This is a genomic window from Pseudofrankia coriaricola, from assembly GCF_001854805.1.
In the GTDB taxonomy this organism is placed as follows: Bacteria; Actinomycetota; Actinomycetes; order Frankiales; family Frankiaceae; genus Pseudofrankia.
On record NZ_MBLO01000080.1, the window covers coordinates 98,183 to 119,985 of the forward strand.

General features: G+C 72.1%; 19 protein-coding genes and 2 pseudogenes. 8 read left to right on the forward strand and 13 right to left on the reverse strand.

Features of this window, described 5'->3' with window-relative positions:
• Positions 1 to 17 precede the first annotated feature (17 nt).
• Both BCD48_RS14160 and BCD48_RS14165 read left to right on the forward strand, forming a co-directional pair.
• Positions 18 to 1,133, forward strand: coding sequence for an acyl-CoA dehydrogenase family protein (locus tag BCD48_RS14160; RefSeq protein WP_071048846.1), 1,116 nt, complete (start codon positions 18 to 20; stop codon positions 1,131 to 1,133).
• Positions 1,123 to 2,343, forward strand: a complete 1,221-nt coding sequence (locus BCD48_RS14165; protein ID WP_071048818.1) for an acyl-CoA dehydrogenase family protein — start codon at positions 1,123 to 1,125, stop codon at positions 2,341 to 2,343. Before BCD48_RS14160 ends, BCD48_RS14165 begins: the two co-directional genes overlap by 11 nt.
• An 18-nt stretch (positions 2,344 to 2,361) precedes the next feature.
• Here BCD48_RS14165 and BCD48_RS14170 read toward each other — a convergent pair whose 3' ends face one another.
• Complete coding sequence (locus tag BCD48_RS14170; RefSeq protein ID WP_071048819.1) at positions 2,362 to 3,147, reverse strand: SDR family NAD(P)-dependent oxidoreductase; 786 nt, start codon at positions 3,145 to 3,147, stop codon at positions 2,362 to 2,364.
• 36 nt (positions 3,148 to 3,183) lie between these two features.
• Here BCD48_RS14170 and BCD48_RS14175 point away from each other — a divergent pair, with 36 nt between their 5' ends.
• Positions 3,184 to 4,173, forward strand: coding sequence for a phosphotransferase family protein (locus BCD48_RS14175; RefSeq protein WP_071048847.1), 990 nt, complete (start codon positions 3,184 to 3,186; stop codon positions 4,171 to 4,173).
• 26 nt (positions 4,174 to 4,199) lie between these two features.
• Here BCD48_RS14175 and BCD48_RS14180 read toward each other — a convergent pair whose 3' ends face one another.
• The gene (locus BCD48_RS14180) at positions 4,200 to 5,495 is read right to left on the reverse strand and encodes an acyl-CoA dehydrogenase family protein (protein ID WP_071048820.1); all 1,296 of its coding nucleotides are present in this window, start codon (positions 5,493 to 5,495) and stop codon (positions 4,200 to 4,202) included.
• Between the two features lie 143 nt (positions 5,496 to 5,638).
• On the opposite strand from BCD48_RS14180, the gene BCD48_RS14185 reads away from it, so the two are divergent.
• Positions 5,639 to 6,865, forward strand: coding sequence for an acetyl-CoA C-acetyltransferase (locus BCD48_RS14185; RefSeq protein WP_083418614.1), 1,227 nt, complete (start codon positions 5,639 to 5,641; stop codon positions 6,863 to 6,865).
• Between the two features lie 145 nt (positions 6,866 to 7,010).
• Here the strand turns inward: BCD48_RS14185 and BCD48_RS14190 are convergent, their stop codons facing one another.
• The 4 genes and pseudogenes from BCD48_RS14190 to BCD48_RS14205 all read right to left on the reverse strand — a co-directional run bounded on the left by BCD48_RS14190 (position 7,011) and on the right by BCD48_RS14205 (position 10,442).
• A complete protein-coding gene (locus BCD48_RS14190; RefSeq protein ID WP_198543237.1) occupies positions 7,011 to 7,820 on the reverse strand; it encodes an enoyl-CoA hydratase/isomerase family protein in 810 nt (269 codons plus the stop codon).
• Positions 7,821 to 7,892: 72 nt separating this feature from the next.
• Positions 7,893 to 8,302, reverse strand: a pseudogene (locus BCD48_RS14195) (LLM class flavin-dependent oxidoreductase).
• Positions 8,303 to 8,319: 17 nt separating this feature from the next.
• Positions 8,320 to 9,291 carry an acyl-CoA dehydrogenase family protein gene (locus BCD48_RS14200; protein ID WP_071048822.1) on the reverse strand — a complete coding sequence of 324 codons (972 nt, stop codon included), beginning with the start codon at positions 9,289 to 9,291 and terminating at the stop codon, positions 8,320 to 8,322.
• The gene (locus tag BCD48_RS14205) at positions 9,288 to 10,442 is read right to left on the reverse strand and encodes an acyl-CoA dehydrogenase family protein (protein ID WP_241841721.1); all 1,155 of its coding nucleotides are present in this window, start codon (positions 10,440 to 10,442) and stop codon (positions 9,288 to 9,290) included. The genes BCD48_RS14200 and BCD48_RS14205 overlap by 4 nt, the downstream gene beginning before the upstream one ends.
• A gap of 479 nt (positions 10,443 to 10,921) precedes the next feature.
• Between BCD48_RS14205 and BCD48_RS14210 the strand changes: the two genes are divergently transcribed.
• Entirely contained in the window at positions 10,922 to 11,776 is an 855-nt protein-coding gene (locus BCD48_RS14210) for an SAM-dependent methyltransferase (protein WP_083418615.1), read from the forward strand.
• Positions 11,777 to 12,079: 303 nt separating this feature from the next.
• Complete coding sequence (locus BCD48_RS14215; RefSeq protein WP_071048824.1) at positions 12,080 to 12,961, forward strand: tetratricopeptide repeat protein; 882 nt, start codon at positions 12,080 to 12,082, stop codon at positions 12,959 to 12,961.
• Positions 12,962 to 13,091: 130 nt separating this feature from the next.
• On the opposite strand, the gene BCD48_RS14220 is transcribed toward BCD48_RS14215, so the two are convergent.
• From BCD48_RS14220 to BCD48_RS14225, 3 genes are all read right to left on the reverse strand, one after another.
• On the reverse strand, positions 13,092 to 13,529 hold the full coding sequence (locus BCD48_RS14220; protein WP_071048825.1) for a cupin domain-containing protein: 438 nt from the start codon (positions 13,527 to 13,529) through the stop codon (positions 13,092 to 13,094).
• A 56-nt stretch (positions 13,530 to 13,585) separates the two neighbouring features.
• Positions 13,586 to 14,026 carry a hypothetical protein gene (locus BCD48_RS50640; RefSeq protein WP_131803986.1) on the reverse strand — a complete coding sequence of 147 codons (441 nt, stop codon included), beginning with the start codon at positions 14,024 to 14,026 and terminating at the stop codon, positions 13,586 to 13,588.
• A gap of 146 nt (positions 14,027 to 14,172) precedes the next feature.
• Positions 14,173 to 15,600, reverse strand: coding sequence for an aminotransferase-like domain-containing protein (locus BCD48_RS14225; protein ID WP_071048826.1), 1,428 nt, complete (start codon positions 15,598 to 15,600; stop codon positions 14,173 to 14,175).
• Positions 15,601 to 15,664: 64 nt separating this feature from the next.
• On the opposite strand from BCD48_RS14225, the gene BCD48_RS14230 reads away from it, so the two are divergent.
• Together BCD48_RS14230 and BCD48_RS14235 are read left to right on the forward strand one after the other, a co-directional pair.
• Positions 15,665 to 16,768, forward strand: coding sequence for a pyridoxal phosphate-dependent aminotransferase (locus BCD48_RS14230; RefSeq protein ID WP_083418616.1), 1,104 nt, complete (start codon positions 15,665 to 15,667; stop codon positions 16,766 to 16,768).
• Positions 16,769 to 17,056: 288 nt separating this feature from the next.
• A complete protein-coding gene (locus BCD48_RS14235) occupies positions 17,057 to 17,833 on the forward strand; it encodes an SDR family oxidoreductase (RefSeq protein WP_071048827.1) in 777 nt (258 codons plus the stop codon).
• A gap of 4 nt (positions 17,834 to 17,837) precedes the next feature.
• Here the strand turns inward: BCD48_RS14235 and BCD48_RS14240 are convergent, their stop codons facing one another.
• The 4 genes and pseudogenes from BCD48_RS14240 to BCD48_RS14255 all read right to left on the reverse strand — a co-directional run.
• Entirely contained in the window at positions 17,838 to 19,151 is a 1,314-nt protein-coding gene (locus BCD48_RS14240) for a cytochrome P450 (RefSeq protein ID WP_083418617.1), read from the reverse strand.
• Positions 19,152 to 19,174: 23 nt separating this feature from the next.
• Complete coding sequence (locus BCD48_RS14245; RefSeq protein ID WP_083418618.1) at positions 19,175 to 20,488, reverse strand: cytochrome P450; 1,314 nt, start codon at positions 20,486 to 20,488, stop codon at positions 19,175 to 19,177.
• 48 nt (positions 20,489 to 20,536) lie between these two features.
• Complete coding sequence (locus tag BCD48_RS14250) at positions 20,537 to 21,412, reverse strand: acyl-ACP desaturase (protein ID WP_071048853.1); 876 nt, start codon at positions 21,410 to 21,412, stop codon at positions 20,537 to 20,539.
• A 29-nt stretch (positions 21,413 to 21,441) separates the two neighbouring features.
• Positions 21,442 to 21,803 (reverse strand): annotated as a pseudogene (locus BCD48_RS14255) (ferritin-like domain-containing protein); the annotation flags it as partial.

Below are 21,803 nucleotides of genomic sequence, written 5' to 3' on the forward strand. Positions count from 1 at the left end.
ACTCGATACCAATGTCGATGTTTGTGTCGGCCTCGGCGGCCCAGCCAGGCGCGGGAGTTGACGCCGTTCTGACCACCACTGTCGTTGACGATGTCGTCACCACCGACGACGTCGTCGCGCTCCGCGACGCCCTGCGCGGCGCGCTCGGCACCACCCGTCAGGATCTCGCGCCGGCGGTGGACGCCGACTGGCGCACGAGCTGGCCGATGCTGGCCGAGCTCGGCCTGCCCGCCCTCTGCGCACCGGAGGAGAAGGACGGCTTCGGCCTGCGGGCCGACGCCGCCGTCGCCGCCGCGACGGAACTCGGCGCCGCGCTGCACGGCGGCCCGTTCGCCGGGCTCACGGCGAGTGTCCACGCCCTCGCCCACGCCGCCGACGACCCGGTCGCCGACGCCCTGCTGGCCGGCGTCCTCACCGGCCGGCGCGTCTGCGCGTTCGGACGCCTCGGCCGGGACGGGCGGGTCGGCCAGAACGAGCGGGTCGCCCGGCTGGTCGACGGCGTGCCGGGGGCGGACGCGCTGCTGTTACTGGACGACTCGCGGGATGACCTGGTGCTCCTCCTCGACCCGGCCGACTGGACCGCCGACCCGTCCCGCCACCGCTTCGACATCACCAGGACCTGCGCCGACGTCATGCCGGTGGCGGGCCGCGGCCACCGCGTCGCCGTGCCGGGCGACGCGGCCCGGCGGGCCGTCGCCCTGTACGAGCTGCTGCTCGCCGCGGACGCGGTCGGCGGCGTGCGGCGGATGCTGGACCGCACCGTCGCCTACGCCGGACAGCGCCAGGCGTTCGGCAGGCCGATCGGCGGCTTCCAGGCGGTCCAGCACCGGCTCGCCGACCACGCCGTCCGCGCGCGGGGCATGACGCTCGTCGTCGCCGAGGCCGCCCGGCGCTTCGACGACGAGCCGAGCCAGACCCGGCGCGACGTCGCCCTGGCGTCGGTGAGCGTGAGCTCCGGTGCCCCGCGCCTCCTGCACGACCTGCTCCAGCTCACCGGTGGCATCGGCTTCACCTGGGAGTACGGGCTGCACTTCTACGAGCGCCGCGCCCATCAGGACGCCCGGCTGGCCGCGAACCCGCGCGCCGCCCAGAGATCACTCGCTGACGTGGAGGGATGGACCGATGGCCGCTGACGTCAGGACGAACGACGTCCAGGCGAACGTCGTCGAGGCGGGCGCCGACATCGAGGCGTACCGCGCACAGGTCCGCTCCTTCATCGCCGGGCGGGGCGTGCCCATGCAGGGCGAGGGCGTGCGGGTCCCCCGGGACGCGGAGGAGGAGAAGGCGATCCGGGGCTGGCTGCGCTCCCTCCACGAGGCCGGCCACCTGGGCGCCGGCTGGCCGGCCGAGTGGGGCGGCCGAGCCGGCCACCTCCCCATCCACGACCTCGTGCTGATGGAGGAGCTGATCCGCGGCGACGCCTACCGCCCGCTCGACCAGGTAATGCTGGCCGCTCACGCGATCATCGAGTTCGGGACCGACACACAGAAGCGGGAGCTGCTCCCCCGCATCCGGGCCGGCGAGCACGTCTGGTGCCAGCTGTTCAGCGAGCCCGAGGCCGGCAGCGACCTCGCCTCGCTGCGCACCCGCGCCGAGCCGGACCCGGACGGCGACGGGTACCTCGTCACCGGCCAGAAGATCTGGAGCACCGACGCCCAGTGGGCCGACATGGGCCTGCTCCTCGCCCGCACCGACCCGGCCGCGGGCCGGCACGCCGGCCTCACCGCCTTCGTCGTGCCGATGGGCCTCCCCGGCCTCGACGTGCGCCCGATCCGCGAGATGACCGGCTACGCCGAATTCTGCGAGGTGTTCCTGGACGGCGTCCGGCTCGGCGCCGAGCACGTGCTCGGCGAGGTGAACAGCGGCTGGAAGGTGATCACGTCCGGCCTCGCCTCCGAACGGGCGTTCGTCGGTGCCAACGCGGTGCAGCTCGAGCGGATGTTCGACGACCTGGTCTCCCTCGCGCGCACGGCCCGCCTCCCGGACGGGAGCGCGGCACTGGAGCACGAGGACATCCAGGCGAAGCTCGCCGACGCGCTCGCCCGTGTCGAGGAGGTCCGGCTCATCGTCCGGGACACCGTCGAACGGATCCTCGTCGACGACGAGCACCCGAGCGACGGGCCCGTCGCCAAACTCGCCTACTCCGAGACCAACGTCGCCCTGACAGAGCTCGCCATGGAGATCATCGCGTCCGCCGCGTCGATCGACGCCGAGGGCGCCGAAGTGGCTGACCGATGGCACCACAACTTCCTCTGGGGCCGGGCCCTGACCATCTCCGGCGGCGCGTCGGAGATCATGCGAGGGCTGATCGGTCGCCAGCTGCTCGGTCTGCCGCGCGCTTAGACCCCAGGTCCTCAAACCTCAGACCAGACGGCCGAGCTCCTGGAGGAACGGCTGCGTGTAGACGACCCTGCCAGTCGTCGTCGTGGGGTCGGCGGTGCAGAGGATGAGCGCGGTCTCGGTGATCAGGTCGATCTCCTCGGTGTCCTCCTTGGCCAGGTCGAGCGTCCCGGCGCCCGGCGTGGACACCGGCTGGAACGGCGCGGCCGCGTTCACCGCGATCCGGTCGGCGTACAGCTCGGCGGCGAAGGCGGCGGTCAGCCGGTCGAGCGCGGCCTTGACGGTGCCGTAGACACCGAATCCGGCGGTCCGGTCGAACTCCGAGAACGGCGGCCCGACCGGCCGCTGCCCGGCGATCGAGGTGAGGTTCAGGATCCAGCCGCCGCCACGGGCGCGCATGCCCGGGACGGCGAGCTGGATGAGGTGCATCGGAGCGAGCACATGCATCTCGAACATCAGCCGGGCGCGCCGCTCGGGAAATCCTTCAAGGGTACGTAAGAAGGTCACGGCGGCGTTGTTCACCAGGATGTCGGGCGGGCCGGCGGCCTCTACGGCCGCGGCGAAGAAACGCTCGCGGTCGGTGTTCTGAGAAAGGTCGCACTGGATCGCGACGGCCGATCCGCCCGCGGCCCTGATCTCCTCCGCCGTCTCCCGTAACGAACCCACGTACTTGTCGTCCGGCTCCATCGTCCGCGCCGTGATGACCACGGTGGCGCCCTCGGCGGCGAGCCGCTGGGCGATCGCCTTTCCGAGTCCTCGACTCGCCCCGGTGACCAGCGCTACCTTGCCTTCGCACAGCCCTGACATGCTGTCTCCCGAATATCAGCCCTACGACGGGGAGTGATGACGATAGAAATCGACCTGAGCACGCTCGAGTCGCGGCTCGCGGTCATCGGACTCACCGGCCTGCGTCGCCTGTCCGGCGGCGCGTCCAGCCTGTCGTACGCGGGAACCGCGACCGTCGACGGCATTTCTCGCGCGGTCGTCGTGAAAGCGGCGCCCCCAGGCCTGGAACCGGTGCGCAACCGTGATGTGCTGCGCCAGGCGTCGCTGCTGCACCGGCTGGCGGCGACCGCCGTGCCGGTGCCCACGGTCCTGTGGGAGGACCCCGGCGACCCACCCGAGGTACCGCCGGTCTTCGTGATGTCGTTCGTGCCGGGCTCCTCCTTCGAGCCGCTGTTCGACCGCGACGGCGGCGATGACCGCGACGATCCGGCGGTCGTCGCCGACCGCATGCTTGACGCCGCCCGCGCCCTCGCCGCGCTGCATCGGCTGGACCCCGCCGCGCTGGGGCTCGCCGACGAGCCCCGGGTCGGCCTCACGGACGAGGTGCGTCGCTGGACGCGCGCGCTGGGAACCGTCGACGCGACGCTCGTGCCCGGCTGGGAGGCGGTCGCGAAGGCGCTGCTCGCCACCGAGCCGGCCGCCGCCCGGCCGGCCGTCGTCCACGGCGACTTCCGCCTCGGCAACCTGCTGGCCACGGGCCCCGCCGTCACCGCCGTCATCGACTGGGAGATCTGGTCGGTCGGCGACCCTCGGGTGGACCTCGGGTGGTTCCTCATCAACGCCGACCCGGCCACCTACCGCCGGCGGACCCGCTACGCCGCGGCGCTCCCGACGCCGGCCGACCTCGCGGCGGCCTACGCCGAGCACCTGGGCCGCGACGTCCCGGCGCTGGGCTGGTTCCAGGCACTCGCCTGCTTCAAGTCGGCCGCCACCTGGTCGCTGATCGTGAAGCACTCCCGGCGTCGGCCGGCTCCGGACCCGATGGCCGAGGAGGTGGCCGGCGCGCTGCCCGGGCTGCTCACCCGGGCCGCCGACCTGCTGGGCTGACGGTCGCGACCGGCGGCCGGCGCGCATCAGGCCCGGGGGATGCCGGCGAGGCGGTCGGCGAACTTCGCCTCGGCCTCGGCGCGTAGGCGCACCAGGTGGCCCGACGGGAACAGGCCCTCGGCGGGCGAGTACCCCTTCAGCAGCTCGCGGGCGAGGGTGACCTTGTGGACCTCGGTCGGCCCATCGGCGAGCCCGAGCACGAACGACTCGACGAGGTAGTGCACGAAGGGCATCTCGTGGGTCGTGCCGAGCGAGCCGTGCAGCTGCAGCGCCCGCGAGCTGACGTCGTGCAGCACCTTCTGCATCATCGCCTTGACGGCGGAGATGTCCGCGCGGACGGCCTTGTAGTCCTGGAACTTGTCGATCTTCCACGCGGTCTGCAGGGTCAGCAGGCGGAACGCCTCGATCTCCATCCACGAGTCGGCGACCATCTGCCGGACGAGCTGCTTGTCTCCCAGCACCTCGCCCTGGGTGAAGCGGGAGACCGCGCGCTCGCAGATCATGTCGAAGATCCGCCGGACCAGCCCGACCGTGCGCATCGCGTGGTGGATGCGGCCGCCGCCGAGGCGGGTCTGGGCGACCATGAACGCGCCGCCGCGCGGGCCGAGCATGTGGTCGGCGGGGACGCGGACGTTCTCGTACCGGACGTAGCCCTCGCTGCCCTGGCCGACCGGCTCGTAGCCCATCCCCACGTTGCGCAGGATGTTCACGCCGGGTGTCCCGGCCGGGACGACGAACATCGACTGACGCTGGTACGGCGGCGCGTCCGGGTCGGTCACCGTCATCACGATCAGGAACGACGCGAGGGCGGCGAACGAGGTGAACCACTTCTCGCCGTTGATGACCCACTCGTCGCCGTCGAGCGTCGCGGTGGTCGTGAAGATCTTCGGGTCGGCGCCGCCCTGCGGTTCGGTCATCGAGAACGACGAGACGATGCGGTTGTCGAGCAACGGCTCGAGGTAGCGCTTCTTGAGCTCCGGCGTGCCGAAGCGGGCGAGGATCTCGCTGTTACCGGAGTCGGGCGCCTGCGAGCCGAAGACGATCGGCGCGCAGACCGACCGGCCGAGGATCTCGTTGAGCAGGGCCAGCTTCACCTGCCCGAAGCCCGGCCCGCCGAGCTCGGCGCCGAGATGGGTCGCCCATAACCCCTTCTCCTTGACGATCGCCTGCAGCGGCGGGATGAGCGCCTGGCGGACCGGATCACCAAGATCGTGTGACTCCCGAACCACCAGGTCCAGCGGCTCGCACTCCTCGCGCACGAACGCGTCGGCCCAGGTCAGGAGCTCGGCGTAGTCCGGATCGGTCGAGAAGTCCCATGCCATGCCCGCCCAGCCCCTTCGCTTGCACCAACATCGACATCGATATTGGCTGTCTACCATGAGTGAAGCCGACATGTGCGAGGGCCGGACCTGCATCGTCACCGGCGCCGGGCGGGGATTAGGCCGGGACCACGAGGTCAACTGACATGGACGCCTGGATCGTGGACGCCGTGCGAACCCCGCGCGGCAAGGGACGGCCCGACGGCGCGCTGCACGGCGTGCACCCGCAGGAACTGCTGGCGCAGTGCCTGCGCGCGCTCGCCCGCCGGGTCGGCTTCGACCCGGCCGACGTCGAGGACGTCGTCGCCGGCAACGGCATCTTCTCCGGCGACCACGGCGACTGCATCGGACGGCTCTCCACCCTGCTCGCCGGCTGGCCGGAGACGGTGCCCGGCATGACGCTGAACCGCTTCTGCGGCTCCGGGCAGCAGGCCGTCACCATCGCCGCGACCGGTGTGGCGAGCGGAGCGCAGGACCTCGTCGTCGCCGGCGGCGTGGAGTCGATGTCGCGCTGGGACCTCGCGGCCGGGTCGGTGACCATAGACGGCCGCAACCCCGCGCTGCGCGCGCGGTTCCCCACCGTGCCGCAGGGCATCTCGGCCGATCTCATCGCCACCCTCGCCGGGCTGGGCCGCGCGGGCGTCGACGCCTTCGCCGTCACCAGCCAGGACCGCGCCGCCAGGGCGGTCGCCGAGGGCCGGTTCGACCGCGGCATCATCCCGGTCACCGGCCCGGACGGCACGGTGCTCCTGGACCACGACGAGCACCCGCGCCCCGGGACGACGATCGAGGGGCTCGCCCGGCTGCGGCCGGCGTTCGCGGCGGCCGGCGCGACCCGGCCGGACGGCGAGGCGCGCACCTACGACGAGCTCGCCCTCGGGCGCTACCCGCGGGCCGACCACGTCGAGCACGTCCACCACGCCGGCAACTCCTCCGGGGTCGTCGACGGCGCCGCCGCCGTGGTCGTGGCGTCCGACGCGTGGGTGAAGGCCAACGGCGTCACCCCGCGGGCCCGGATCCACGCCACCGCGGCGGTCGGGTCCGAGCCGGTCATCATGCTCACCGCTCCCGCGCCCGCCGCGCGGCGCTGCCTGGCCAAGGCCGGGATGGCGATCGGCGACATCGACCTCTGGGAGATCAACGAGGCGTTCGCCGCGGTCGCGCTCACGACGATCGACGACCTCGGACTCGACCCGGACCGGGTCAACGTGAACGGCGGCGCCATCGCGCTCGGCCACCCGATCGGCGCGACCGGCGCGATGCTGCTCGGCACGGTCCTCGACGAGCTGGAGCGCCGGGACCTGACGGCGGGCCTGGTCACCATGTGCACCGGAGGCGGCATGGGCACCGCCACCATCATCGAGCGGGTCTGACATGGCACGACGCTGACCGTGCCGGCCGGCCGGGCGGCCGGCCGCCCGGCACGGTCGGCGTCACGGGCGGGACGCGGTCCGCGTTCCCGGACCGACGCCGTCAGCGGTCAGTTCCCGCGGTCCCCGCGGTCCCCGCCCGCCGCCATCACCGTGCGCTCCACGTCACGCGCGCCGCGGCCGCCTCGTCGGTGGCGTGGGCGATCACCTGGTTGCGGTTCTCCAGCTCGACCGCCGCGGCGAGGCTGGGTGCGTCGGTGTTCTGGGCGAGGGCGCGTTTCGTCATCCGCGCGGCGAGCGGCGCGTGGGAAGCGATCAGCCCGGCGGTCCGCATGGCCTGCTCCCACAGTTCGCTGTCGGGGTGGACGGCGCTCACCAGCCCACTGCGCAGGGCCTCGTCGGCCGCGACCGTCCGCCCGGTGAGCATCCAGTCGGCCGCGATGCTGGTGCCGACGACGCGCGGCAGGTGGTAGCTCATCCCCATCTCCGCCCCGGACAGCCCGAGGCGGATCGCGGCGTTGCCGAACGTCGCGGACGCGCCGCAGATCCGCACGTCGGCGGCGAGGCAGAGGGCGAGCCCACCGCCGAACGCCGGCCCGTTGACCGCGGCGACGACCGGCTGCGGCAGGTCCCGCACGACCTGCGGGAGCGCCGCCATCATCTCCTGGAACCGCAGGCGCTCGATCGCGGGCGCCGCCGCGTCCGGGACGTCGCCGCCGAAGTCGCGTACGTCGATGCCCGAGCAGAATCCCCGGCCGGCCCCGGTCAGCACGACCACCCGGACGTCGGCATCGTCGGCGATCGCCGCGCAGGTCTCGCGCAGCGCGGCCACCAGCGACGCGTCGAGGGCGTTGAGGCGGTGGGGACGGTTGAGTCGCAGCACGACCACGCCCTCGGACCGGTCGACCAGCAGCACCGGCGCCGCGTCCCGCGACGTCGACTCCTCAGACCTGGACACCCGCGACACGCCACCATCCCCGATCACTGCCCGCGGTCGAGCACTGTAGCGCCGTCCGCGGCGGCCCGGAAGTCACCGCGTCCCGGCCAGGCCGGTCCAGCGAACGCCGGCCAGGTACTCACGCGTTATCTGGACCGGCGTGCGGTAGGGCACGCCATGCCACCCTTCGACGACCTGCGGCCCCGACGCTCCCAGCCCGAGCACGAAACGCCCCCGGACAGCTGCTGCAACGTCAGCACGGTCATCGCGGTCGCGGCTGGCGTCCGCGCGGGCATCTGCGCGATGGCCGTGCCCAGCCGGATGCGGCTGGTGACCGCGGCCACGTAGGCCAGCGGCGTGAAGGCGTCACTCCCCCACGCCTCACCGGTCCACACGGAGCCGTATCCGGACTCCTCGGCTCCCCGCGCCACCGCGGCGAGCGGGGCCGCGTCCCGAGGGATCCCGGCGAGGCTCAGCCCCAGCTCGACCTTCGACACCGGCACTTTCTCCCCTTTTCTCCTTACTCCGACAGCAGCACGGCCGCGGGCGCGGCCGGGTCGGTGCCCGTCTCGCGGAACCAGGCACCCAGCGCGTGGGTCAGCTCCGCGGATGTCCCGAGCAGTGCGTCGAGGGCGAGCACCCGGCTGTGGAAGTGGTGGTGATCGTGCTCCGTGGTGAACCCGATGGCGCCCAGCACCTGTAGGGCTCGTTCGCAGACCCGGCGGCCGTTGCGGCCCGCCAGGGCCTTGACGATCTCGTCGTGACGGGGTGGGGTCGCCTCGTCCAGGCGGACGGCGACGGTGGTGACCGCCTCCAGCGCGACGCAGTCGGTCCGCGCCCAGGCGAGCAGGTGGCGGACGGCCTGGAACGCGCCGATCGGCTGGCCGAACTGCTCTCGAGTGGCGGCGTGCGCCACCGCGAGCGCCAGGGCGCCCTCCGCCGCGCCCAGGATCTCCAGGGCCATCGCGAGACGGCCGAGAAACCGGCCGCGGGCGCGCGCGGGCTCGGCCGTCCGCTCCGCGACGGTGGCCGTCCAGATGCAAGGGCCGAGCTCCACCTCGTACATGGCCAGGCGCCCGGCGACGGCGACCGGGTGAAGCTCGACCTGGTCGCTCGCGACGACCGCCGCGCCGTGGCCCGGCCGGTCGATGAGCAGGGCCGCACCGGCGACATCCCCGACAACCACCAGCCGCTCCCCGCGCCGTGGCGACCAGCGGCTGACCGTCGCGACCAGCGAGCCCGGGGGCAGGCCGGTCGCGACGAGGAAGGGCTGGGCCATCAGGCCACCCAGCGCGGCGGAGCCGAAGAGCTCCCGGCCCTGGGCACGGAACAGCGCCAGCGCCGCCGCCCGGGCGTCCCGGTCGGAAAGCTCCGACAGGAGGTCCCACCAGCCCAGCGCGTCGAGCGGGTCGCCGCCGTCGGTGGGGGCGCGCAGCGCGAGGCAGGCGGCGTCGACGAACTCGCGGTCGGCCTGTTCCGTCACCGACGTCATGGCAGCCGCAGGATCTGCTTGGCGATGGTGTCCAGCTGCATCTGCTGCGAGCCTCCGTAGACGGTGACGATCCGGGAGAACAGGTAGTCCTGCCGGCGCACGGCCACGTAGTCGTCCTGCATCCCGACCGCCAGGTCCGGGTCGGTCGCCAGCACCCAGTCGTTGACCGCCTGCTCGCCGGCGGCCAGCATCAGCTTCACGAAGGCGGCCTGGGGACCAAGCGCGGCGCCGGCGGCATGCGCCCGCAGCCCCGCGTGGCTGCTGGCCCGGACCGCGGCCAGGTCGAGCAGCGCGTTGCCGAGCAGGGTGTCCCCCGCCGGCGACGGCGATCCCTGGGCGAGGTTGTCGAACAGCTGGCGGTACAGGAAGCCGTGCCGGAACCAGCCGAACGTCCCGCGTTCGTGCGCGAGGATGTGCATCGCGACCCGCCAGCCGCCGCTGCGCTCACCGACGATCCGGTCCGGCCCGACGAGGACCTCGTCGAAGGTGACCTCGGCCAGTTCGTCGGTACCGTTCGCCTGCTCGATCGCCCTGACCTCGACGCCCGGGGAGCGCAGGTCGACGGCGAACGCGGTCAGGCCACGGTGGCGTGACTGGGTGGTCCCGGTCCGCGCGAGGACCAGGCACCATGTGGCGTACCGGGCCCAGCTCGTCCAGATCTTCCGGCCGGTGATGGCGTACCCGCCGTCGACCGCGACGGCGCGCGTACGGGCACTGGCCAGGTCGGAGCCGGCATCGGGCTCGGAGAACCCCTGCGACCAGCGTTCCTCGCCGCTCAGGAAACGCGGCAGCACCCCCGCCACGAAATCCTGGTCACCCATGGCCACGAGCGTCGGAGCCAGGATCTCCAGGTGCTCGAACAGCGCCATGGCGGGAAGCCCATGCCGCGCCAGCGCCTCCCACATCGCCGCCCGGTGCAGGATGTCGCCACCCAGGCCACCGACCGCCTCGGGCCACCCGTAGCGCGCCCAGCCTTCATCGAACAGGACGCGCATGAGGTCGGACGTGACGGCGACCCGCTCCGCATAGGACGCGACGGGGCGGGCCGCCGCGACGAACGCGGCGGGGCGGGAGGCCAGCCACGCCTCGACCGCGGCGGCGTAGGTAGGCACCTCGGCGCGGAACGAGCCACGACTGTTACCGGATGTCATGTCCAGCATCGGCGTCTACCGGCCGGACTAGCGGGCTTCGAAGCGACGCCGGCGGCCCGCGCTGTTGCTCACTGTCGATCCGTCCGGCCACACCGTCATCGTCGCACCCCATCTCGACCGAACGTCGAGGTCGACGTCGACTTCGACAGTATGGCATACGCCAGGCTCGACCGCGCGCGCTCGACCCGGCCAGACCGGACACCACCGAACACAGCACCGAACAGCACCGAACAGCACCCCGGAACCACCGAGGGCCCACCGCGCCCCGACGTGAGCTTGACCCCCTGATCACGGACACCTCGCCTGAGCCGGCGCCGTGCCCGCTCCGCCACCCCACGATCATCCGACCCGTCGCTGTCCCAGCCCGGGGAGCGGGCCGGCGGGCCAACCACAACGGGCAGACCACGCCGGCTACCGCCCTGACCAAGCTGGATCAGCGCTCGCTAAGTTCGATTTGTCATCGAAACGTGGAGGTAGGGATGTCACCGTCCGAGCCAGCCGCGAGGTCGCCGGAACGGACCGACCCCACCTGGCTGCCGGCCGAGATCGACACCTCGACCGCGCACCCGGCTCGGCGCTACGACTACTGGCTCGGCGGCAAGGACAACTTCAAGGCCGACCGTGAGTCCGGGGATGCCGTGGCCGCCGCGTTCCCCGAGGTGCGGACCGCCGCGATCGAGAACCGGGCGTTCATGCGCCGGGTCGCGCGGTTCCTCGCCGGCGAGGCCGGGATCGACCAGTTCCTTGACATCGGCACGGGCATCCCCACCTCGCCGAACCTGCACGAGATCGCCCAGTCGTTCAACCCCACGGCGAGGGTCGTCTACGTCGACAACGACCCGATCGTGCTCGCGCACGCGCGCGCCCGCCTGGACTCCGACCCGAACGGGTCCACCGCCTACCTGGACGCGGACATCCGCCGGCCCGACGACATCCTCGGTCATCCCGACGTCCGCCAGGCGCTGGACTACTCCAGGCCGCTGGCGCTGATGGTCGTGGCCGTTCTGCACTTCGTCCCGGATGCCGACGACCCATACAGGGTGGTGTCGCGCCTGGTCTCCGAGCTGCCGTCGGGCAGCTATGTCGTGCTGTCCCACGCGACCAGCGACTTCATGCCGCCGAGCACCGCGACAGGCGTAAACGACGCCGACACAGCCACAAAGGTCACGTTCCAGTTCCGCGGACGCGACGAGTTCGCCCGGTTCTTCGACGGCCTTGAGTTCGTGCCCCCGGGAATCACCTCCGTCGCCCACTGGCGCGCCGACGATGAAAGCCAGCCCCGCCCCACCGCCGCCGAGACCGCCGTCTACGGTGCGGTCGCCCGCGTCCCGTAGCCGCGGCGGCCGGCCGATCACCGGCCTTCTCGGCCTCACCCCGCCGGGCGTATCCGGCGGGACGTACCTGAGTTGCTTGGCGTCCGTCGTCCAGCGCGCGGGCGACAAGGACCGGGATGTCGATCGAGTTGTGGCGTGATTTGTCGCCTGTCCGGGCGGAGCGGGACGCGGGATGATGCTGCCTGTCGCGCAGCTGACGCCGACCTTGAAGCTCTGCTGGTGCGTGGGAGTCTTGCGACGTCGATCGGCGCGGGGCCGCATCCACATCGGGTGGGTGGTCCCGGCGCACCGCTGGAGGCGAGTGTGGCGGTCTACTACTGTTCCGCCTATTTCTGCGACCGGATGATCTCGGTCTCGATGATGCCCGGGGGCAACCCGGTGGCCCACGCCAACCCGGGATCGTTCGCCGGCCAGCACATGATCTGCGGCGACTGCAAACGCCGCTTCTGCCACCAGTGTGTGCAGGCGAAGGCGCGGTGGTTCGACGCCGCGCTGTGCCCCCGGTGTCTCGGCACACTCACCGACCCCGCCGACTGGCCGCAGGTCAAGGACCGGGCCATACCGGCTGAGATCGACCTCGTCGAGCGAGGCAACGAGCTGGCCCGCTCCGGCCGCGACACCGAGGCGCTCGCCGCGTTTACCGAGGCGATCGAGCTGCGGCCGCGCTACATCGACGCGCACTTCTACCAGGGCCTGATGCTCAACGATCTCGGCCGTACAGACGAGGCAGCCACCGCCTACCGCCAGGCCCTCGGAATCGACCCGGGCCACCTCGGCACCCTGCTCAACCTGGAGCGGCTGTACTTGCGGCGTGACCAGCTGGACGAGGCGCTGGCCGTCTGCGAGCAGACATTGCGTTCAGAGCCGAACTTCGTGCTCGGCCACCTCGACAAAGCGGTCGTCCTGCACCTGATGAACCGCCTCGACGAGGCCCTGGCCGCCTGCACGCGCGGCCTGGAGATCGAGCGCGACGGCACGGGAGTCGGCTCGCTGCCAGACCGGACCAACCGTGCCACCGGCCAGAGCATCAAGGCGGCGATCCTGCTCGACCTCGGCCAGCACGCCGAGGCGCTGGCTGCGGTCGACGCCGCGATCGCTGGCGGCGGCGCGACCCCGATCGACCGCCAGAACCGCGGCGAAATCCTGGAAGCCCTCGCTCGTCACGAGGAAACCCGGCGTGCCTGACCGTTCGCTCACCTGGCGCCGGTGCGCTGGCCGACCAATGCCCGCGAGGTCGAGCGCCATGAATCGCATGAACAGCTCCCGACGGAACGCCCGCCTACCGCTACTTCCCAGTCGGCGGGCCCTGCTGCCGTCAGTTGGTGCGCGAGGCTCGGCGGTCCTGACGTCGGATGAGTTCGCCCTCGTCCACGAGCGTAAGCATCGGTTTGCCCGGTTCGCAGAGCATGGTGACGGTGAAGCGCACGGGGATGTCGTCGCGGTTGTTGCCGTCCTGGTAGTGGATGACGTCGCCACCCGGCTCCCAGAACGCCTCGCCGGCCCGGACGACGCGCGCCGGCTCGCCTTCGAGCTCGAACACCATCTCGCCGGCCAGCACATAGCCGAAGGCCGGTCCGGAGTGCCGATGCGGAGGGGTACCAGGGTCGCCCGGTGGGAACTCGACGACGATGGTCATCGCGTGCGCACCCGCCGGGATGAAAGGAGGCTCCGCCTCCTGCACCACGGTGATCGCTGACCGCCACGCGTCCGATCGCGGCTTCTGCCGGGCGGTCGTCGACTCAATGTCCGACATAGAAAGACCTCCAGATCCGCACATGAAAGACGATCACCACGCATCGAACTGTTGATCTATTCTTTCGTTACCGACCGGCGATTCGACTGCCGACGCCGCCAACGGTGGAAATATATGCCGCTTACGGTAACGAACACCACGAGCCAAGGTAGCCATAGGGTATCCGTGGTGTGATGAGCAAAGCAGCCGTCGATGTCCTGCGATTGATAGCAGCCGGCGAAGTTCCTGCGCGCCCACCATTCTTGAAGCGGATAGGCGACGATGAGATCCGCGCAGAGGCCGGATACCGCGCCGAGCGCGGCCCCACGCACTATAGCCGTTTCCCGTGGAATTCCCCAGTCTTCCACCCGGTAGCTTGCAAGCAACAGCAATGTCAGCGTAATTCCAAGAATTATCGAGAGGGCTCTCCATGGACCGGATGCCAGGATAAGCGCGAGAAAGGCGGCCAGCGCGGTTCCCATCAGCGCCCCTGGGTCGATCCCCGCTTCCTGGCTCATTTCTCCCCGCTACTAAGTGAACGCGCCCCGCACTCGCGGCCCCGAGAATAGCGGAGGCGGTGCGTGCCTGCCGGGCAGTTACGTCGTGAGGAGCCCGGGCGTGCGGAGCCGCCGCCGGCTTGGCGATCAGATGGCCGGGTCGGCGGTCAGATCGCCAGCGTCGGGGTGGAGGGGGTGCGGTGGGGCTGCGGGTGGTAGACGCGCCAGGCGGCGGTGAGGCGGCGGACGGCTTCGCTGAGGTCTTCCGGCGTGGCGAGGAAGTGCAGGCGCAGGTATTCGTGGCTGCCCACGCCCGCGTCCAGGCCGGTGCCCGGGAGGATCGCGATGCCGTGGCGCAGCGCTGTCTGGGCGAACGAGGTGCCGTCGCCGCGGGGAAGGCGGACCCACAGCGTCTGGCCGCCGGGCACAGCGGGCGCGTCCCAGTCGGGGAGGTGGCGGGCGAGCTCGGCGCGCAGGTGGTCGTGGCGGGCCTGTCGCCGCGCGGCCTCGCGGCGTTGGATGGCGTCGAGGTGCCCGAGCAGGTCGGCGGCGGCGAGCTGGGCGGGGATGTTGCCGCCGAGGTCGTGTACCGCTCGTAGCCGGCCCAGCCGGGTGATGAGCGGCACCGGGGCACGTACCCAGCCGATTCGCAGGCCACCCCAGACAGCCTTGCTCAGCGACCCGATCGTGATCACCTGGTCGTCGTGGGCTGCCAGCGGCGGTGGTGGCTGCTGGGCACCGGGGAAGCCGAGGTCGGCGAGGGCCTCGTCGTCGATGAGGGCGACGCCCGCGGCGGCGGCGGTCCGGGCGAGGCGCTGTCGGCGCAGGGTGGGCAGGACCGCGCCGGTGGGGTTGTGGAAGGAGGCGATCACGTAGGCGAGGGCGGACCGGTGCTCGGCGGCCGCGGCCGCGAGCCCGTCGAGCCCGACCGGCAGCCCACGCGGCAGCGCGCCCTGCTCCCGGAAGGCCTCCAGCGCGCCGGGATAGGTGGGTGTCTCGACCAGTACCCGGTCGCCCGGCCGCAGCAGCGCGCGGGCCAGCAGGGACAGCGCCTGCTGCCCGCCGCTGGTGACGAGGACCCGGTCGGGTGCGGTGGGCACGCCGCGCCGCTGGTAGCGCTCCGCGATGGCGCGGCGCAGCGCGGGGTGGCCCATCGGGTGGTAGCCGATGTCGCCGGTGATGTCGGCCAGCCGCGGCACGGCCCGGGCGTAGGCGTCGACCAGCTCGGCGGGCGGGGCGTCGGGTGCGGCGCATGCCAGCAGGAGCACGCCGTCCCTCGGCTCGAGCAGGTGCAGGAACGCCGGCGTCTGTGCGGTCGCCCGTGGCGGCGCGCAGGTGTCTCCGGCGACCCGGGTTCCGCTGCCCTGCCTGCGCGTGATGCGGCCTTCCACGGCCAGCAGGTCATAGGCGGTGACGACCGTGCCGCGGCCGACGGCGAGCGCCGCCGCCAGCGAGCGGTCCGGCGGGAGCCGCGACCCGGGTGGCAGTTCGCCGTCGTCGATCAGCGCCCGTATCCGCGCCGCGAGCAGCACATACAGCGGCCCGCGACCCGACGACCACCGGCCGAGGCGTTCCACCCACGCGATTGGCTCCATCGGCGGTCCAATCTAGCGGGATTGGCTCTACTCCGGCGGCGGGCCCCTTCCGACGATGGACGCCATGACGACGTTCGCGCCCAGCGCCATCTCCGCCCTGATCGACAGCCCGGTGCGTTACGACCTGGGCGAGAGCACCTGTCCGCCGCTGAGCCTCGGCGAGCTCGTCGAACCGGCCGAGCTGAAGGATGTCGTGCTCGGCTACGGCACCACGCGCGGTGACGACGAGCTGCGGGGGCTGATCGCCGCGGATGCCGGGGTCAGCGCCGACGAGGTGCTGGTGACGGTCGGCGCGATCGAGGCGATGTTCCTGCTCACCCAGGCGACCTGCGCGCCGGGCGACCGGGTCGCCCTGGTCACGCCGTGCTTCCCGCCCGCCCGCGGCGTTCCGCAAGGCCTGGGCGCCCGGGTGGATCTGGTGGCGTCGTCGTTCGACGACGGCTACCGGCTCCCGCTCGACGCGCTCACCGAGACGCTCACCGAGCGGACCCGGCTGGTGTCGGTCGCCTCGCCGCAGAACCCGTCGGGCGTCCGGCTCACCGACGACGAGGTGCGCGCCCTGCTCGCCGCGGTGGCCGACCGCGCGCCCGGCGCGGTCGTCCTGGTCGACGAGACCTACCGTGAGTCCACCTACGGCGACGCGCCAGTCCCGCCGTCCGCCGCGGCCCGGTCGGCGCGGGTCGTCACCTGCTCGTCGTTGTCCAAGGCCCACGGCGCGCCGGGGCTACGGCTCGGCTGGCTGACCACCACCGACGCCGACCTGTCCGAACGCCTGCGCGAGGCCAAATTCGTCACCACGATCGCCTGCCCCACCCTCGACGAGCTACTGGCCGTGCACCTGCTGCGCCAGCGGACCGCGATCCTCGCGCCCCACGCCCGGCGGCTGGAGCGTGCGCTCGCCGAGTTGTCGGCCTGGGCACGGGACCAGCCCGTGGAGGTCGTCCGGCCGGACGGCGGGGCCATCTGCTGCCTGCGCCTGCCCACTGACCGGTTCCCGGACGGCGCGGTCGCCGGCTTCTACGCCCGCCTCGCCACGCTCGAGACCCGGGTTGCGCCGGGCTCCTGGTTCGGCGAGCACGACCGGGTGTTCCGGGTCGGCTTCGGCCACCTGGCGGCCCACGACTTCAGCGCGGCACTCGACCGGCTCGCCGCCGCCCTCGCCGGCTGAGGCTCCCCGCGGGCCCCGCAACTGGTCTTCGGCGCCGGAGACGACGCCGGCGCTCCCGAACCCTCCGATGAATACCGTCACCACCGAATTTACGGCAGAGCCGATCTTGAAACGTTTCCCAGGCAGGGCCGAACGTCGGGCACTCCCTCGGAAAGCAGCGCCAGATTTCCCAGTCGACACCGTCAGCTCATTCTCGATCACATTGATGTCGAGTTATCATGTAGCCTAACTGCACACGGCTGATCTCATTCCCGTTCAACGTCACCGCCGACGGAAAGGGAACGGTCCATGTCCCGCACCTACGTGGTCACTGGCGCTGCCTCCGGTATCGGTCGGGCCACCGCCGACCTCCTCCTCGGTCAGGGCGCAACCGTGATCGGTGTCGATCTGAAGCACACCGAGGTCACGGTCGACCTGGCCACCAGGGCGGGGCGGGGGGAATTGGTCGACCGGGTTCGCCAGCTCACCGGGGGCCGGCTGGATGCGCTTGTCGCCTGTGCCGGCATTTCCCAACGCGATCCGCGGACGGTGCGCGTCAATTTCTTCGGCGCCGTCGCCACCATCGCCGGTCTGCGTCCGTTGCTGGCCGCGGGCACGAGCCCGGCCGCGGTCGTCGTCAACTCGCTGGCCTGCGTGCATCCGGCCGAACCGGCGGTCGTGGCCGGCTGCCTCGCCGCGGACGAGCCGGCCGCCGTTACCGCCGCGCAAGCCGCCGTCGACCGTGGCGAGGGACATCTCCTCTACACGTCGTCCAAGGTGGCGTTGGCCCGCTGGGTCCGGCGCAACGCCGCCACCGACGACTGGGCTGGCGCTGGCATCCCGCTGAACGCGGTCGCGCCGGGCATCGTCCGAACCGCGATGACCCGCCACCTCGACGATGACGACGCCGCCCGCGAGGAACTGGACAGGGCCGTGCCCATGCCGCTTCGAGGACACGCCCGCCCCGAGCAGATCGCCCCCCTGCTGGCCTGGCTGGCCGGCCCGCAGAACAGCCATGTCACCGGGCAGGTGATCTTCGTCGATGGCGGCGCGGACGCCGTTCTGCGTGGCGACAGCGTCTGGTAAGCGGTCAGGCGGGGGTCAGCCGTACGGGGAGCGCGGAGACGCCGCGGACGGAGAGGTGCGGCCGATAGGGCAGTGGTTCCGCGGCGATCTCGATTCGCTCGACCCGGTCGAGCAGCGCCGCCAGCATGATCTCCGCCTCAAGCCGGGCCAGCGGCGCCCCGAGGCAGTAGTGGATGCCCAGTCCGAAACCGAGATGGCGCGCGGCCGGTCCGGCGTAGCGGGTGATGTCGAACCGGTCAGGGTCCGGGAACACCTCGGGGTCACGCTGGGCGCCGGCCAACAGGGCGATGACGCCGTCTCCGGCCCGCAGCGTCTGCCCGCCAAGGTCCACGTCGGCCAGCACCGTGCGCCCCACATACTGGATCTGCGGGTCGAACCGCAGGGTCTCCTCGATCGTCGCGGGCACGAGCGCGCGGTCGGCCCGCAGAGTGGCGTACTGCTCGGGATCCCGGGCGAGCGCGAGGACGGCGTTGGCGACAAGGTTGACGGTCGTCTCGTAGCCGGCGACCAGCAGCAGCACGCACAGGTCGAGCAGCTCGCGATCCGACAGCCGGTCATCCTGCTCCTGGACGGCGACGAGGTCGCTCAGCAGGTCGTCGGCGGGCGCGGCACGACGCTTCGCGATCAGGTCGCCGAAGTAGTCGACGAACCCGCGGGTCGCCTCGGTCCGCTGGATCCGTTCCGGGGGAGACAGCAGCTGGTCGGGGTCCAGCCCGCGGGTGAGCGCGGACGCCCAGTCGCCGAAGACCACCTCGTCGCGAGGCGGCACGCCGAGCAGCGTGCAGATGACCCGCAGCGGGACAGGCCGGGCGAAGGACCCGACGAGGTCGACCTCACCGCGCCCGACGGCGTCGTCGAGCAGGTCGGCGGCAAGCTGGCGGGCCAGCGGGCCGAACCGGGCGATGCGCCCCGCGGTGAACGCCTTGCTGACCAGCCGGCGCAGCCGGGTGTGGGTCGGCGGGTTCGCCCGCAGCATCGACCGCAGCCCCTCGTCGGCCTCGGTGTCCACGCGGAAGGCGCTGTCGGCCATCGACACGTGCCCGACGGCCGGATCCTGCAGGACCCGCATGCAGTCCGCGTATCGGGTGACCACCGCGATGCGCGGTGACCCCGGGTACAGCCAGTGGAAGCGTCCCGCCTCCAGCAGCGCCCGGTAGGCCGGGTAGGGGTCCGACCGCTTGCGCGAGTCGAAGATGTCGAGCGCCCGCGCACCCCCCGCGACTGTGGCGTCCGGCCCGGGGACTTCGGCCGGCCCCACAGCGCCACCGGCCTCCGGCGCGACGTCGGCATCGATCAGATCGCTGGATTCGGTCGTCATGTCGCAGTCCCTCGCGGAGCTGGTCAGTCTTCGGTGATCTGGACGCGGAGTTCCTGGATCCCCCGCACGATCTGGTTGGGCCGGTACGGCGGCGGGTCCGCCAGGGGTGTCATCCGGGGTGCGCGCCGGGCCAGCGCCCGCAGCAGCAGCTCCACCTCCAGGCGCACCATCGGCGCGCCGATGCAGTAGTGATGCCCCCGCCCGAACCCGAGATGGCGTGGCACCCACTCCTGCCCCGCGTAGCGGGCCAGATCCAGCCGGTCGGGCTCGGCGAAGGCCTCCGCGTCCCGGTTACCTGACGCAAGCAGGATGATCACAGTGTCGCCCTCGGCGAACCGCTGCCCGGACACCTCGGTGTCACGCACCGCCCGCCGGGTGGTCAGATGCGCCGGGCAGCAGAAACGCATCAGCTCGTCGACCGCGGGCCCGGCGAGATCGGGATTGGCCCGCAACGCCGCGAACTGGTCCGGATGACGCATCAGGGCATCCAGCGCGCCACCGATCAGGCTCACCGTGGTCTCATGGCCGGCGACCAGCAGTACGACCAGCGTCGCGAGCATCTCCTCGTTGGTCAGCCGGTCGCCCTCGGCCTCGGCCAGCGCGAGCGCGCTGATGAGGTCATCCACCGGCTCCGCCCGGCGGCGCGCCACCAGCTCGGTGATGTAGTCCCGGATCGCCCGCGCCGAGCTCTGCCGATGGTCGACCTCCGCCGCGGACAGCAGAACGTCCGGGTCCAGGCCTCGCGAGAGCCCCGACGACCACGACCGCACCGCAGCGTGATCGGCCACGGGCACACCCATCAGCTCCGCGATCAACGTCAACGGCAGCGGGTAGGCGATCGCCTCGATGAGGTCCACCTCACCCGCCGCGATCGCGGCGTCCACCAGCTCGTCCACCAGATGGCTGGCCCGTGACCGGGTCGCATCGATCCGCCGCACGGTGAACGCCCGGCTGACCAACTTGCGAATACGCGTGTGGTCCGGCGGCTCCATCCAGAGAAACGAGGTCGGCAGGTCCGAACCGTCACTGTCCGGATGCATGGTGTCGCGCTCCTCGGCGTGGCTCCACGCCGGGTCCTGCAGGATCTCCTCGATCTCCCGATATCGCGTCACCAGACGCATCCCCAGCGGACCCGGCGCGAAAGGCCCCGCCTCGCGCAGCACCTTGTAGTTCGGGAACGTGTCGTGATGCCACGCCGGATCGAAGATGTTCACCACCGCCTGCTCCACGGTGAGCGCGGCCGGACCCCCACCGGACGACGCAGCGACGCCCGCGGCGGTGGGACCTTCGGTGGTCGGGGCTTCGGTGGTCGGGGCGGCGGCGGTGAGATCGTCCACGGACAGGCCTTTCTCGTTGGTCGGACGGGGCGCCGGCGGAGGCTCGGGTCAGTGCGGCGCGGCTGCGGTCGGGAGGACCCGGCAGGCGCGCACGAACCGTTCCAGTTCGTCGACGCGGTCGGACGGCGCGTCGACCGCGCGCCGCACGACCCGCACGAGGTGGTCGTAGGCCTCGGTGTGGTCGTACCGGGCGGTGTCGGCGATCCGCAGCGCCCAGCGCCAGTAGCCCTTGAGCGTGTCGGCCAGCGGCATCCGGAACTGCGCGATGGCCTCGCGCATCGGTTCGACGACGGCGTCGCCGTACCGGCGCAGATAGGCCTCGACCATGTCGGCCATGAAGGTGAAGTGGCGCGCCTCGTCCCGGCTGAGCCGGCCGAGCACGTCGGCGAGCACCGGGTCACCGACGACGGCCCGCAGGTTCTGGTAGTAGATCTGGGTCGCCTTCTCCTGCACGAGCGTGTAGGCGAACAGCGCCGCGGGATGTTCGTGCGGCAGGCTGAAGCGCTTGCGCCCCTCCGCGGCGAGCTCGCGCCGCAGGGACGACGCCTGCGCGATCCCGGACTCCACCTGGTAGCGGAAAAGCGCGCGGGCGTGGCTGTCCTCCTCCTGTGCCCACCGCACCGTGAAGTGATAGACCTCGCGGTTGACCAGGAAGGTCTCGAGGTCCACGTCGGCGTCGAGCGGGAACCGGCTGCCGTAGAGCGCGAAGTAACCCGGCAGGTGGTCCTCGATGAAGGTGATGAACTGGACCGCGGACCGCTGGCCCTCCGTGAGTCGATTGGCGTCGGCGGCGGCCCAGTCGAAGTCGTGCTCGACATCCCAGCGACGGGTCACCGGCGACGCGGTCATGAAGGCGGTCACGGCGCTGTCGAGGTCGTCGGCGGGCAGCCCCACCGAGCGCACCGGGACCGGGCGCGCCGACAGCGGAAGGTCGGGGCCGAGGTCGGCGGCGGTCACGCCAGCGCCTCCGCGAGACGGCGGCGGATGCGGCCGTTGGTGCTCACGTCCAGCCCCGTCAACGCGGCGAACGCGCGGCGGATGTTGTCCTGCAGCCGGTCGAGCTCGCCGTCGGCGGCGATACCGGCGAGGAACAGCTCGAACGCGGTGTCGATCGTCTCGTGGTTCGCGAGCTCCTCCAGCCCGCTCTTGAACACCCCGACCGGATGCTTGATCCGCGACTCGGACGTGTAGACGTAAAGCGTCTCCAGAACCGAGGGCAGCTCCCCCGGATGCGCGTCCAGGCGGCGGCGGGCGTAGTGCAGGAACTCCCGCGCATGCCCGGCCTCGTCCCGGCTGGCCCGCGTCATCAGCCCGC

Excerpts from the sequence above, each read along its gene's own strand:
- BCD48_RS14160 (WP_071048846.1), top strand. The coding sequence starts at position 18 with ATGTTTGTGTCGGCCTCGGCGGCCCAGCCAGGCGCGGGAGTTGACGCC.
- BCD48_RS14165 (WP_071048818.1), top strand. The coding sequence starts at position 1,123 with ATGGCCGCTGACGTCAGGACGAACGACGTCCAGGCGAACGTCGTCGAG.
- BCD48_RS14170 (WP_071048819.1), bottom strand. The coding sequence starts at position 3,147 with ATGTCAGGGCTGTGCGAAGGCAAGGTAGCGCTGGTCACCGGGGCGAGT.
- BCD48_RS14175 (WP_071048847.1), top strand. The coding sequence starts at position 3,184 with ATGACGATAGAAATCGACCTGAGCACGCTCGAGTCGCGGCTCGCGGTC.
- BCD48_RS14180 (WP_071048820.1), bottom strand. The coding sequence starts at position 5,495 with ATGGCATGGGACTTCTCGACCGATCCGGACTACGCCGAGCTCCTGACC.
- BCD48_RS14185 (WP_083418614.1), top strand. The coding sequence starts at position 5,639 with ATGGACGCCTGGATCGTGGACGCCGTGCGAACCCCGCGCGGCAAGGGA.
- BCD48_RS14200 (WP_071048822.1), bottom strand. The coding sequence starts at position 9,291 with ATGACGTCGGTGACGGAACAGGCCGACCGCGAGTTCGTCGACGCCGCC.
- BCD48_RS14205 (WP_241841721.1), bottom strand. The coding sequence starts at position 10,442 with ATGACATCCGGTAACAGTCGTGGCTCGTTCCGCGCCGAGGTGCCTACC.
- BCD48_RS14210 (WP_083418615.1), top strand. The coding sequence starts at position 10,922 with ATGTCACCGTCCGAGCCAGCCGCGAGGTCGCCGGAACGGACCGACCCC.
- BCD48_RS14220 (WP_071048825.1), bottom strand. The coding sequence starts at position 13,529 with ATGTCGGACATTGAGTCGACGACCGCCCGGCAGAAGCCGCGATCGGAC.
- BCD48_RS50640 (WP_131803986.1), bottom strand. The coding sequence starts at position 14,026 with ATGAGCCAGGAAGCGGGGATCGACCCAGGGGCGCTGATGGGAACCGCG.
- BCD48_RS14225 (WP_071048826.1), bottom strand. The coding sequence starts at position 15,600 with ATGGAGCCAATCGCGTGGGTGGAACGCCTCGGCCGGTGGTCGTCGGGT.
- BCD48_RS14230 (WP_083418616.1), top strand. The coding sequence starts at position 15,665 with ATGACGACGTTCGCGCCCAGCGCCATCTCCGCCCTGATCGACAGCCCG.
- BCD48_RS14235 (WP_071048827.1), top strand. The coding sequence starts at position 17,057 with ATGTCCCGCACCTACGTGGTCACTGGCGCTGCCTCCGGTATCGGTCGG.
- BCD48_RS14240 (WP_083418617.1), bottom strand. The coding sequence starts at position 19,151 with ATGACGACCGAATCCAGCGATCTGATCGATGCCGACGTCGCGCCGGAG.